This window comes from Pseudomonas sp. TWI923, assembly GCF_039673365.1.
Taxonomy (GTDB): domain Bacteria; phylum Pseudomonadota; class Gammaproteobacteria; order Pseudomonadales; family Pseudomonadaceae; genus Aquipseudomonas; species Aquipseudomonas sichuanensis.
In genome coordinates this window covers 40233-51301 of sequence record NZ_JBDJLM010000036.1, presented here as the reverse complement: position 1 = coordinate 51301, position 11069 = coordinate 40233, and the positions used below count along the sequence as shown (strand labels likewise).

The following is an 11069-nucleotide window of genomic DNA, read 5'->3' as shown; positions in this document are numbered from 1 at the left end:
GCTCCGCGGGGCAAGCCGGCTCCCACGCCAGATGGAGATCGGCGTGGGAGGGGGCTGGCCCCGCGATTGGGCTGTTAACGCGCCAGGTAAACGGTCAGCGTTTGCCCTGGCTTGAGCGCATGGCCGCTGCGCGGGTTCCAGCGCTTGAGGTGCTGCATCTCGACATTGAAACGCTTGGCCACCAGGTAGTACGAGTCGCCCTTGCGCACCTTGTACTGGGTGGAACGCTGCTTCGAGTCGGCGACCCGGTTGGCGGCGGCGCTCGGTGCGCTGCCACCACGCAGGGCCAGTACCTGGCCGACCTTGAGGCTGTTGCCGCGCAGCTTGTTCCAGCCCTGCAGCTGCTTGACCGACACCCGGTTGGCCTTGGCGATGCTGGCCAGGTTATCGCCGCGCTTGACCCGGTAGCTGCGCGCCGCCGGCGCCTTGGCCTCGGCCAGGGCAGCATTGAACACGGCCTTGTTCGGCTGCAGGCTGACCAGCTCCTCGGGCTTGAGGTTGGACATGCGATCGGTCAGCAACTGCGCTTTGGCGGTGGGCACCAGCAGTTGCTTGGGGCCGTCCACGGTCATGCGCTTCTTGAACGCCGGGTTGAGCTGGATCAGCTCGTCCTCGTCGATGTCGGCGAAGGCGGCGACCCGCGACAGGTCGAGGCGTTCGTTGATGGCGACGGCTTCGAAGTAGGGCTCGTTGGCGATCGGGTTGAGGTTGACGCCATAGGCTTGCGGGGTGTTGACCACCTGCGACAGGGCCAGCAGCTTGGGCACGTAGTCGCGGGTTTCCTGCGGCAGCGGCAGGTTCCAGTAGTCGGTGGGCAGGCCAAGGCGTTCGTTGCGCTCGATGGCGCGGCTGACGGTGCCTTCGCCGGCGTTGTAGGCAGCCAGGGCCAGCAGCCAGTCGCCGTTGAACATGTCGTGCAGGCGGTTCAGGTAATCCAGCGCGGCGTTGGTCGATGCGGTGATGTCGCGGCGGCCATCGTAGAAGTTGGTCTGGCGCAGGTTGAAGTGGCGCCCGGTGGACGGGATGAACTGCCACATGCCGGCGGCGTGCGCGCGGGAGTAGGCCATTGGGTTGTAGGCGCTCTCGATGGCCGGCAGCAGGGCCAGCTCCAGCGGCATGTCACGCTCTTCCAGGCGCTCGACGATGTAGTGCAGGTAGAGGCTGCCACGCTCGCCGGCGTTCTCGAGGAACGACGGGTTGCTGGCGAACCACAGGCGCTGCTGCTCGATGCGCGGGTTGACGTCGACGTTGTCCTGCAGGGCGAAGCCCTGGCGCATGCGCTCCCACACGTCCTGCGGGGCCTGCTCCTTTGGTTTGACCAGCAGCGGGGCGGGCTTGTGCTTGATCCGCGCCTGGTAATTGTGCGCGCGAACGCTGTCGGATTCGTCGAGCTGACGGGTGCTCTGGCAGCCGACCAGGGTGGCGGCCAGCGCCAGTGCACTGATCTGGGCCAGTCGCGTCAAGGCGACCGAATGAGAGGTTCTGCGGCTAGTGGAAGGCATCGGCTGGGACAGTTATCCGGGCAAAAAATTTCGGCGATTCTAGAAACCGGTCCCGGCCGGGTCAACCTTTGTCCCTGTGTCGCGATATATCTTAGGGTTATCAGAACACGTCCTTCCAAGACCTCAAGGCAGCAAAAACAGTGGCTTGGGTGGGGTTTGAAAGACCCTTCCATTCGTCTGCTTTTTCTTTAACGTATGTTTCAGCAGTGCGCAAAAAAGGGTTGGTCTGACGTTCCAGGCCGATGGTCGAGGGCAAGCTGATGCGATTTTCGGCGCGCAGCCGGGTAACGTCTTCGAACCGCTGCAGAACGTGCGGGTTGTGCGGCTCTACGGCGCGGGCGAAGCGCAGGTTGCTCAGGGTGTATTCGTGGGTGCAGTACACCTGGGTTGCAGCGGGCAGGGCGGCCAGGCGCTGCAATGAATGGTGCATCTGCTCGGGTGTACCTTCGAACAGGCGGCCACAACCGGCGGCGAACAGGGTGTCGCCACAGAACAGTAGCGGCGTGGCCGGTTGCGCAGTGTAATAGGCGATGTGCCCAAGGGTGTGGCCGGGCATGGCCAGCACCTCGAAGTCGAGCCCCAGCACCTGCACGCGGGCGTTGTCTTCCAAGGCCAGGTCGCGGGCCGGGATGCGTTCGTGGGCAGGGCCGCAGACGCGGGCGCCGGTGGCCTTCTTCAGCGCTTCGACGCCGCCGACGTGGTCGTGATGGTGGTGGGTGACGAGGATATCCGTCAGTGCCCAGCCTGGGTGGGCGTCGAGCCAGGCCTGCACCGGCCCGGCATCACCGGGGTCGACCACCGCGCAGCGGCGATTGGCAGTATCCTGTAACAACCAGATGTAGTTGTCGGAGAAAGCGGGTAGGGCATCGATCTGTATCATGGTGCGGATCCGTATCGCCAAGCCGGGACATTGAAGGCATCTTAGCCGCGATGGCGCGGCCGGAGAACCTTCGAGGGAGAACGCAATGACCGACCAAGCCTTCGCCCAGGCCGACCCCGAGTGGGTTGAACTGATCAGCCTGGCCCGCGAGTGGTTCAACGGGCCGCTCGGGCAATTGATGCTCGAGGAAGAACAGAAACTGCTCGAACAAGAGCTCGGCCGCTTCTTCGGCGGCTATCTGGTGCATTACGGCCCCGGTGCCGACGCCCCGCCCAATGCCCCGCAGGTGCAGCGCAACGTGCGCCTGGGCGCGCCGCTGCCGGGGGTCGAGATCGTCTGCGAGGAGCAGGCCTGGCCGCTGTCAGAGCACGCCGCCGACGTGGTGGTGTTGCAACATGGCCTGGACTTCAGCCTGTCGCCCCATGGCCTGCTGCGCGAAGCGGCCAGTGCGGTGCGCCCAGGTGGCCATCTGCTTATCGTCGGTATCAACCCCTGGAGCAGCTGGGGCATGCGCCATTTCTTCAGCCACGGCGCCTTGCGCAAGGCGCGCTGCATCCCGCCGTCGCGGGTTGGCGACTGGCTCAACCTGCTGGGCTTCGCGCTGGAGAAACGCCGTTTCGGGTGCTATCGTCCGCCGCTTGCCTCGGCGGCCTGGCAGCAACGCCTGGCCGGCTGGGAGCGCATTGCCGGTGGCTGGCAGACGGCCGGTGGCGGTGTCTACCTGCTGGTGGCACGCAAGATCATGGTCGGCCTGCGGCCACTTCGTCAGGAGCGCCGCGAGCCCATGGGCAAGCTTTTGCCGCTGCCGCTGGCCAAGGTCAACCGCAACGCCAGCAACCCCGATATCGAAAAGCATTGAAGATGAGTGGTACATGAGCGAAAGCGAAATCGTCGAGATCTACACCGATGGTGCCTGCAAAGGCAACCCTGGCCCGGGCGGCTGGGGCGTGCTGATGGTGTTCAAGGGCGTCGAGAAGGAGTTGTGGGGCGGCGAGCGCGAAACCACCAACAACCGCATGGAGCTGATGGCCGCGATCGAAGGGTTGAAGGCGCTCAAGCGTGAATGCGCGGTGGTGCTGACCACCGACTCGCAATACGTGATGAAGGGCATCAACGAGTGGATGGTCAACTGGAAGAAGCGTGGTTGGAAGACTGCCGCGAAGGAACCGGTGAAGAACGCCGACCTGTGGATGGCCCTCGATGAGCAGGTCAACCGCCACAAGGTGACCTGGAAGTGGGTGCGCGGGCACATTGGCCACCCGGGCAACGAACGGGCTGATCAGTTGGCCAACCGCGGTGTCGAAGAGCTTCGCGCCAAGCGTTGATATCCATATGGGGCTGCTGCGCAGCCCTTCGCGGCTGAAGCCGCTCCCACAGGTTCCATGCGCTCCAGTGTGGGAGCGGCTTTAGCCGCGAAGGGCCGCAAAGCGGCCCCGAGTCCGGTATACTCCCGCCCTGAATTCAAGCACCGCATGTTGGAGTCCCCGCGTGGAGCAGCAGCAAGACAAACGGTTCATCATCCTCGACACCGAAACCACGGGTATGCCAGTGGCCGACGGCCACCGCATCATCGAGATCGGTTGTGTCGAGGTTGTGGGCCGACGCCTGACCGGGCGGCACTTCCACGTCTACCTGCAGCCCGACCGCGAGAGTGACGAGGGCGCGATCAACGTCCACGGCATCACCGATGCCTTCCTGGTCGGCAAGCCGCGTTTCGGCGATGTGGCCGAGGAGTTCTTCGAATTCATCCAGGGCGCCACCCTGGTCATCCACAACGCGGCGTTCGACGTTGGCTTCATCAACAACGAATTCGCCCTGCTGGGCCAGCACGACCGCGCCGATATCTCCCAGCACTGCCCGATCCTCGACACCCTGATGATGGCGCGCTCGCGCCACCCGGGGCAGCGCAACAGCCTCGATGCCCTGTGCAAACGCTACGGCATCGACAACTCCGGCCGTGATCTGCACGGCGCACTGCTCGACTCGGAACTGCTGGCTGACGTCTATCTGGCGATGACCGGTGGGCAGACCAGCCTGTCGCTGGCCGGTGACGCTGCGGGCGATGATGAGGGGCAAGGCAGTACTGGCAGCGAGATCCGCCGTATCGCCGGCCGTGCGCCGGGGCGGGTGATCATGGCCAGCGAGGAAGAGCTGCAAGCCCATGCCGAGCGCCTGGCGGCCATCGCCAAATCCGCAGGTGGGCCGGCCATGTGGCAGGCGCTGACCGAGCCGGCTGCCAACTGATTCGAAGGCCGGCTGGCCCCCATCGCTGGCAAGCCAGCTCCCACATAGACCGCATGCTGCGCCGCACCCTGTGGGAGCCGGCTTGCCGGCGATCAGGCCGGTACTGATAACACCACACTCGACTACCCTGAGGGAAAAAAGCCCCCGCAGAGGTAGCCGCCTGATGTACAAGGACCTCAAGTTCCCCATCCTCATCGTCCACCGGGCAATCAAGGCCGACAGCGTTGCCGGCGAACGGGTGCGTGGCATCGCCGCCGAGCTGGCCCAGGACGGTTTCAGCATCCTCGCCGCCGCCGACTACACCGAAGCGCGTCTGGTCGCTACCACCCACCACGGGCTGGCCTGCATGCTGATCGGCGCCGAAGGGGCCGGTGACAACAACCACCTGCTGCAACACATGGCCGAGCTGATCCGCCTGGCCCGCCTGCGTGCGCCGCACCTGCCGATCTTCGCCCTGGGCGAGCAGGTCACCCTGGAAAACGCCCCCGCCGAGGCCATGAGCGAGCTCAACCAGCTGCGCGGCATCCTCTACCTGTTCGAAGACACCGTGCCCTTTCTCGCTCGCCAGGTGGCACGGGCTGCGCACAACTACCTCGATGGCCTGCTGCCGCCGTTCTTCAAGGCACTGGTGCAGCACACCGCGCAATCGAACTATTCCTGGCATACACCGGGCCACGGCGGTGGCGTGGCGTACCGCAAGAGTCCGGTGGGGCAGGCATTCCACCAGTTCTTCGGCGAGAACACCCTGCGTTCGGACCTGTCGGTCTCGGTGCCCGAACTCGGCTCGCTGCTCGACCACACCGGCCCCCTGGCCGAAGCCGAGGCCCGCGCGGCGCGCAACTTCGGCGCCGACCACACTTTTTTCGTGATCAACGGCACCTCCACCGCCAACAAGATCGTCTGGCATGCCATGGTCGGGCGCGATGACCTGGTGCTGGTGGACCGCAACTGCCACAAGTCGGTGGTGCACGCGATCATCATGACCGGCGCCATCCCCATCTACCTGTGCCCGGAGCGCAACGAGCAGGGCATCATCGGGCCGATCCCGCTCAGTGAGTTCAGCACCGAATCGATCCAGGCGAAGATCCAGGCCCATCCGCTGGCCCAGGGCCGGGCGGCAAAGATCAAGCTGGCGGTGGTGACCAACTCTACCTACGACGGGCTGTGCTACCACGCGGGGTTGATCAAGCAGGCCCTCGGCGCCAGTGTCGAAGTGCTGCATTTCGACGAGGCCTGGTTCGCCTACGCCGCCTTCCACGATTTCTTCACCGGCCGCTACGCCATGGGCACGCCCAAGGCCGACGATGGCCCGCTGCTCTTCAGCACCCATTCAACCCACAAGCTGCTGGCCGCCTTCAGCCAGGCGTCGATGATCCATGTGCAGGATGGCGCCACACGTGCGCTTGACCGCGACCGCTTCAACGAAGCGTTCATGATGCATATCTCCACCTCACCGCAGTACAGCATCCTGGCCTCGCTGGACGTGGCCTCGGCGATGATGGAAGGCCCGGCCGGGCGTTCGCTTTTGCAGGAGATGTTCGACGAGGCGCTGAGCTTTCGCCGGGCCCTGGCCAACCTGCGCGAGCACATCGCCGCCGACGACTGGTGGTTCGGCATCTGGCAGCCGCCGGCGGCCGAGGGTACCCAGCGCCTGGCGGCAGCGGACTGGCTGTTGCAGCCGGGGGCCGAGTGGCATGGCTTTGGCGAGGTGGCGGACGACTACGTGCTGCTCGACCCGCTCAAGGTCACCCTGGTCATGCCCGGGCTCAATGCCGGTGGTGTGCTGGCCGAGCACGGCATACCGGCGGCAGTGGTCAGCAAGTTTCTCTGGGAGCGCGGGCTGGTGGTGGAGAAGACCGGGTTGTACAGCTTCCTGGTGCTGTTCTCGATGGGGATCACCAAGGGCAAGTGGAGCACCCTGCTTACCGAGCTGCTGGAGTTCAAGCGCCATTACGATGGCAATACGCCGTTGCTGCAATGCCTGCCGAGTGTGGTTGGCGAACAGCCTGCGCGCTACCAGGGGCTGGGCCTGCGTGAGTTGTGCCAACAGTTGCACGACTGCTACCGCGCCAACGCCACCGCCAAGCAGCTGAAACGGCTGTTCACCAAACTGCCGGAGGTGGCCATGAGCCCGGCCCAGGCCTATGACCGGATGGTGAAGGAAGAGGTGGAGGCGGTGCCGATCGAACAGCTGCTGGGGCGGGTTGCGGCGGTGATGCTGGTGCCGTACCCGCCGGGTATCCCGCTGATCATGCCGGGCGAGCGGTTCACCGAGGCGACCCGCTCGATCCTCGATTACCTGGCGTTCGCCCGGGCCTTTGACCAGGGCTTCCCCGGCTTCGTCGCCGATGTGCATGGCCTGCAGCACGAGCACGGCGCGTACACGGTCGACTGCATCAAGGAATGCGAATGATCTCGACGCCGGTCTGGGCCAGTTCGAAACGGTCCTCGCCCAGGTAGTTGACCCGGTCGCCAATGGCCAGGCGATAGGTGGTGATCGGTGCACCGAGGGTGCTGCCGTCGGCCTGGAGCGTCGACTCCTGGAATTCGTGCACGGGATAGATACGGCCTTCGGCGTCGCGGGCGTGGAACTGGCCGACCATTACTGCTGCCATTTTGGGTGAAACCCTCTGAAACGTTGGGGAAATGTCTGCAGCCATAGACCAGCGAAACGCCTGGGAGTTTTTGCCCGGGCGGAAAAAAATCCAGGGTCCGAGGAACGGTCATCTATAACTAGTACGTCCCATTTCCCACGCAGAGGATGCAAACGCCATGAGCCAGGTTTATTCGGTAGCGGTCGTTGTCGGCAGCTTGCGCAAGGACTCCTACAACCGCAAGGTCGCCCGCGCGCTGTCTGAGCTGGCGCCGTCCAGCCTTGCCCTGAGGATCGTCGAAATCGGCGATTTGCCGTTGTACAACGAGGATGTCGAGGCTGAGGCGCCGCCTGAGGCGTGGAAGCGTTTTCGTGACGAGATCCGGCGTAGCGACGCGGTGCTGTTCGTTACCCCCGAGTACAACCGTTCCGTGCCCGGAGGCTTGAAGAACGCCATCGACGTGGGTTCGCGCCCCTATGGGCAGAGCGCCTGGAGCGGCAAGCCGGCGGCGGTGGTCAGTGTGTCGCCAGGGGCCATCGGTGGCTTTGGCGCCAACCACGCTGTGCGCCAGTCGCTGGTGTTTCTCGACATGCCCTGCATGCAGATGCCCGAGGCTTACCTCGGCGGTGCGGCGACGCTGTTCGAGGACAGCGGCAAATTGAGCGACAAGACCCGGCCGTTCCTGCAGGGCTTCATCGACAAGTTCGCCTCGTGGGTGAAGCTCAACCGTGCAGTTTGATGGTTTTTGGTTGCCTGCGCTGACGCCTACGCGTTTGAACCCGCTCCCCCAGAGATATCACTGCCTTTGAAGTCTGTGATGTTCCTGTGGGAGCGGGTTCACCCGCGAAGAATGCGACACCGATCTGTCAGAACGCCTGCGGCATCTCGCCCTTGGCCAGCCGCCGGTTGATATCGGCAATTACCTCTGGCAACTCATTGATGGTGTCGATCAGGTAGTGCGGGCGCGAGCTGGCAAACAGCTGGTGAATTCGCTTGCGCTCGCTCTCCAGCTTATCCGCGCTCAGCGCCTGGTAGCCTTCCCAGGTCAAGCCCAGGGCATTGCCGGAGCACACCAGCGCCACGGTCCACATCCCGGCGCGGCGGCCTTCGAGGATGCCCGGCACGGTGTCGTCGACCTTCACGCACGCCGCCACATCGTCGATGCCCAAGGCAATCACGTTGGCCAGGGCCTGGGCCGGCCATGGGCGGCCGTTCGGGGTTTCGTCGGTGGCCACCACGTGGTCGGCGACATAGCCGTTCTGCGCGGCCAGCTCGACCACCTTGTCCATCACCACCTTCGGGTAGCCCGAGCACGAACCGATCTTCAGCCCGCCCTTGCGCAGGCCGGTCAAGGTGTCCAGCGCACCGGGGATCAGCGCCGAGTGCACGGCGATCTTTTCGATCTGCAGGGGCATGAAGCGTTCATAGATGGCGGTGACGTCATCGTCGGTGGGCGTGCGGCCAAACACCTTGCGGTAGCGCTCGGCGATTTCCGGCACGTCGCACAGGGTGCGGATATGGTCCCACTTGCCCATGCCCATCGGGCCGCGAGCCTCTTCGATGGACACTTGCACGTCGAACTCGGCGAAGGCCTCGACGAAGATCTGGGTGGGGGCGAAGGAGCCGAAGTCGACCACGGTGCCGGCCCAGTCGAGGATGGCGGCTTGCAGCTGGGTAGGGTTGCTGTAGTTCATGTGCGCGGTTTCCTGAAGTTGGGTAGGCAGAGGGTCAGATGTCCAGTACTTCCATTTCCCGCAGCACCTCGGCCACGGCGTTGACGGCGGCCTGCATGCCGTCAGGGCCGACCACGCCGATGCAGCCGACGCGGAAGGTTTCAACCTGGGTCAGCTTGCCCGGGTAGAGGATGAAACCCTTGGCCTTGACCCGCTCGTAGAAGTCCTTGAACTGGTATCGAGCATCGCTGGGGGCGTGGAAAGTGACGATGATCGGCGCCTGGATCTCGGCGGGGAGGAAGCTTTGCAAGCCGATCTTCGCCATGCCGTCGAGCAGGGTCTTGCAGTTGTCGGCATAGCGCTGGTGCCGTGCCGGCAGGCCGCCTTCCTCGGCGTACTGCTGCAGTGCTTCGTGCAGCGCGGCGACCACGTGGGTCGGCGGGGTGAAGCGCCATTGGCCGGTCTTGGCCATGTAGGCGTGTTGGTCGTGCAGGTCCATGGCCAGCGAGTGGGCATTGCCTTCGGCGGCGGCCAGGGCGGTTTTCTCGGCGAACACGAAGCCCATCCCCGGTACGCCCTCAAGGCATTTGCCAGACGCTGCGATCAGCGCCTCGAACGGAATTTCGCGGGCGTCGATGGGCAGTGCGCCGAACGAGCTCATGGCGTCGATGATCAGGCGTTTGCCGTGGCGCTTGATCACTTGGGCGATCTCGGCCAGCGGGTTGAGGATGCCGGTGCTGGTCTCGCAGTGGATCAGGGCCACATGGGTAACGCTTGGGTCGGCGGCGAGCAGGCGGTCGACGTCTGCGGCGGTGGTCGGCTGGTCTTCGGCGGTTTCGAAGGTGCTGTATTGGCGGCCCAGTACCTTGCAGATCTTCGCCAGGCGCTGGCCATAAGCGCCGTTGATCAGCACCAGCACCTTGCCGTCACGCGGCACCAGGGTGCCGATGGCCGCTTCCACGGCGAAGGTGCCGCTGCCTTGCAGGGGCACGCAGTGGTGGCTGGCGGCACCGTCGATGATCGCCAGCAGCTGCTCGCATACGCTGGCGGTCAGCTGGTTGAAGTCACGGTCCCAGGAGCCCCAGTCCACCAGCATGGCTTGGCGGGTGCGGATCGAGGTGGTCAGGGGGCCGGGGGTCAGCAGGATCGGGGCGTTGCTCATTCCGTGGTTCCTCACATGCGGTGGGCTGGAAACTTATGGGGGCTAGGTTGCAATTCGCTGGTCCATCATTCAAATTGTTTGTCGTTATGCCAGCCATAAGTCAGGCCGATAGATATGAACCTGTTCCAGCTCCGCGCCTTCGATGCCGTGGCCCGTGAGGGCAGCTTCACCCGCGCCGCCGAGCGCCTGTTCATCAGCCAGCCGGCAGTCACCGGGCACGTCAAGGCGCTGGAGGAGCACTACCAGATCACCTTGCTGCGGCGCACCGCGCGGCGGGTCGAACTGACCGAGGAGGGCACTCGGCTGGCGGCCATCACCCGGGCCATGTTCGGCCTTGCCGAGGAAGCCCAGGCGATGCTCGAGGCAAACCGCCAGTTGCTGACCGGGCGCCTTGAGGTGGCGGCCGACGGGCCGCATCGGGTAATGCCGATGCTGGCGCTGCTGCGCGAGCGCTACCCCGGCATCACCGTCAACCTGCGCCTGGGCAATGCCCAGGAGACGCTGGCCGCATTGTTGTCCGAACATGCCGATGTCGCGGTGCTGACCGAGATCGAACCGCGCAAGGGCCTGCACCTGCAGAGCCTGTGCGAGTCGCGCCTGTGCGCGCTGTTGCCGGCGGGGCATGCCTGGGCCAAGGCTGACGGCGACCTGCCGCTGTCCGAGCTGGACAAGCAGATCATGGTATTGCGCGAGCCAAGCTCAACCACCCGGCGCACGTTCGACAAGGCCTGTGCCGAGGGCCGTGTACTGCCACGGGTGCTGCTGGAGCTGGACAGCCGTGAGGCGGTCACCGAGGCAGTGGCGGCCGAGTTGGGGATCGGCGTGGTGTCGTCCACCGAGGTCGCCCATGACCCAAGGGTGGTGGCGCGCCCCTTGAGCGGCGCGGGGCTGGTCAACCAACACATGATCGGCTGCCTGGAGCGACGCCGCGAACTGCGCCTGATCCAGGCGTTCCTTGGTCTGGCTGCGAGCGTCTGACAAGCCTTAAGATGGCGGCCACAGAGCACAATGGAT

The 11069-nt window shown here is 64.9% G+C and carries 11 protein-coding genes; 6 read left to right on the top strand and 5 right to left on the bottom strand.

Translation table 11 applies throughout. The features are described 5' to 3' along the window. Positions 1-74: 74 nt before the first annotated feature. Both ABE459_RS15365 and gloB read right to left on the bottom strand, forming a co-directional pair. Positions 75-1502 carry a lytic transglycosylase domain-containing protein gene (locus ABE459_RS15365; protein WP_125464848.1) on the bottom strand — a complete coding sequence of 476 codons (1428 nt, stop codon included), beginning with the start codon at positions 1500-1502 and terminating at the stop codon, positions 75-77. 100 nt (positions 1503-1602) lie between these two features. Next, the gene (gene gloB / locus ABE459_RS15360; protein ID WP_323831904.1) at positions 1603-2382 is read right to left on the bottom strand and encodes a hydroxyacylglutathione hydrolase; all 780 of its coding nucleotides are present in this window, start codon (positions 2380-2382) and stop codon (positions 1603-1605) included. 85 nt (positions 2383-2467) lie between these two features. On the opposite strand from gloB, the gene ABE459_RS15355 reads away from it, so the two are divergent. From ABE459_RS15355 to ABE459_RS15340, 4 genes are all read left to right on the top strand, one after another. Beyond that, a complete protein-coding gene (locus tag ABE459_RS15355; RefSeq protein ID WP_125464846.1) occupies positions 2468-3241 on the top strand; it encodes a methyltransferase domain-containing protein in 774 nt (257 codons plus the stop codon). A 13-nt stretch (positions 3242-3254) separates the two neighbouring features. Then, positions 3255-3707, top strand: a complete 453-nt coding sequence (rnhA, locus tag ABE459_RS15350; protein WP_125464845.1) for a ribonuclease HI — start codon at positions 3255-3257, stop codon at positions 3705-3707. A gap of 163 nt (positions 3708-3870) precedes the next feature. Continuing rightward, entirely contained in the window at positions 3871-4626 is a 756-nt protein-coding gene (gene dnaQ / locus ABE459_RS15345) for a DNA polymerase III subunit epsilon (protein ID WP_323831906.1), read from the top strand. Positions 4627-4789: 163 nt separating this feature from the next. Further along, positions 4790-7039, top strand: coding sequence for an Orn/Lys/Arg decarboxylase N-terminal domain-containing protein (locus ABE459_RS15340; RefSeq protein ID WP_323831908.1), 2250 nt, complete (start codon positions 4790-4792; stop codon positions 7037-7039). Here the strand turns inward: ABE459_RS15340 and ABE459_RS15335 are convergent. Next, the gene (locus ABE459_RS15335) at positions 7023-7241 is read right to left on the bottom strand and encodes a hypothetical protein (RefSeq protein ID WP_110994558.1); all 219 of its coding nucleotides are present in this window, start codon (positions 7239-7241) and stop codon (positions 7023-7025) included. The genes ABE459_RS15340 and ABE459_RS15335 overlap by 17 nt on opposite strands. A gap of 157 nt (positions 7242-7398) precedes the next feature. On the opposite strand from ABE459_RS15335, the gene chrR reads away from it, so the two are divergent. Further along, a complete protein-coding gene (gene chrR / locus ABE459_RS15330; protein WP_110994559.1) occupies positions 7399-7959 on the top strand; it encodes a class I chromate reductase ChrR in 561 nt (186 codons plus the stop codon). A gap of 127 nt (positions 7960-8086) precedes the next feature. Here the strand turns inward: chrR and phnX are convergent, their stop codons facing one another. Together phnX and ABE459_RS15320 are read right to left on the bottom strand one after the other, a co-directional pair. Beyond that, a complete protein-coding gene (phnX, locus tag ABE459_RS15325) occupies positions 8087-8914 on the bottom strand; it encodes a phosphonoacetaldehyde hydrolase (protein WP_125859430.1) in 828 nt (275 codons plus the stop codon). Positions 8915-8948: 34 nt separating this feature from the next. Beyond that, complete coding sequence (locus tag ABE459_RS15320) at positions 8949-10055, bottom strand: 2-aminoethylphosphonate--pyruvate transaminase (protein ID WP_125464841.1); 1107 nt, start codon at positions 10053-10055, stop codon at positions 8949-8951. Positions 10056-10169: 114 nt separating this feature from the next. Here ABE459_RS15320 and ABE459_RS15315 point away from each other — a divergent pair, with 114 nt between their 5' ends. Next, positions 10170-11033, top strand: a complete 864-nt coding sequence (locus ABE459_RS15315) for a LysR substrate-binding domain-containing protein (RefSeq protein ID WP_125464840.1) — start codon at positions 10170-10172, stop codon at positions 11031-11033. The last annotated feature ends 36 nt before the right edge of the window (positions 11034-11069 follow it).

Bases quoted from the DNA above. Each gene is read 5' to 3' on its own strand.
- ABE459_RS15365 (WP_125464848.1), bottom strand. From the start codon at position 1,502: ATGCCTTCCACTAGCCGCAGAACCTCTCATTCGGTCGCCTTGACGCGA.
- gloB (WP_323831904.1), bottom strand. From the start codon at position 2,382: ATGATACAGATCGATGCCCTACCCGCTTTCTCCGACAACTACATCTGG.
- ABE459_RS15355 (WP_125464846.1), top strand. From the start codon at position 2,468: ATGACCGACCAAGCCTTCGCCCAGGCCGACCCCGAGTGGGTTGAACTG.
- rnhA (WP_125464845.1), top strand. From the start codon at position 3,255: ATGAGCGAAAGCGAAATCGTCGAGATCTACACCGATGGTGCCTGCAAA.
- ABE459_RS15340 (WP_323831908.1), top strand. From the start codon at position 4,790: ATGTACAAGGACCTCAAGTTCCCCATCCTCATCGTCCACCGGGCAATC.
- ABE459_RS15335 (WP_110994558.1), bottom strand. From the start codon at position 7,241: ATGGCAGCAGTAATGGTCGGCCAGTTCCACGCCCGCGACGCCGAAGGC.
- chrR (WP_110994559.1), top strand. From the start codon at position 7,399: ATGAGCCAGGTTTATTCGGTAGCGGTCGTTGTCGGCAGCTTGCGCAAG.
- phnX (WP_125859430.1), bottom strand. From the start codon at position 8,914: ATGAACTACAGCAACCCTACCCAGCTGCAAGCCGCCATCCTCGACTGG.
- ABE459_RS15320 (WP_125464841.1), bottom strand. From the start codon at position 10,055: ATGAGCAACGCCCCGATCCTGCTGACCCCCGGCCCCCTGACCACCTCG.
- ABE459_RS15315 (WP_125464840.1), top strand. From the start codon at position 10,170: ATGAACCTGTTCCAGCTCCGCGCCTTCGATGCCGTGGCCCGTGAGGGC.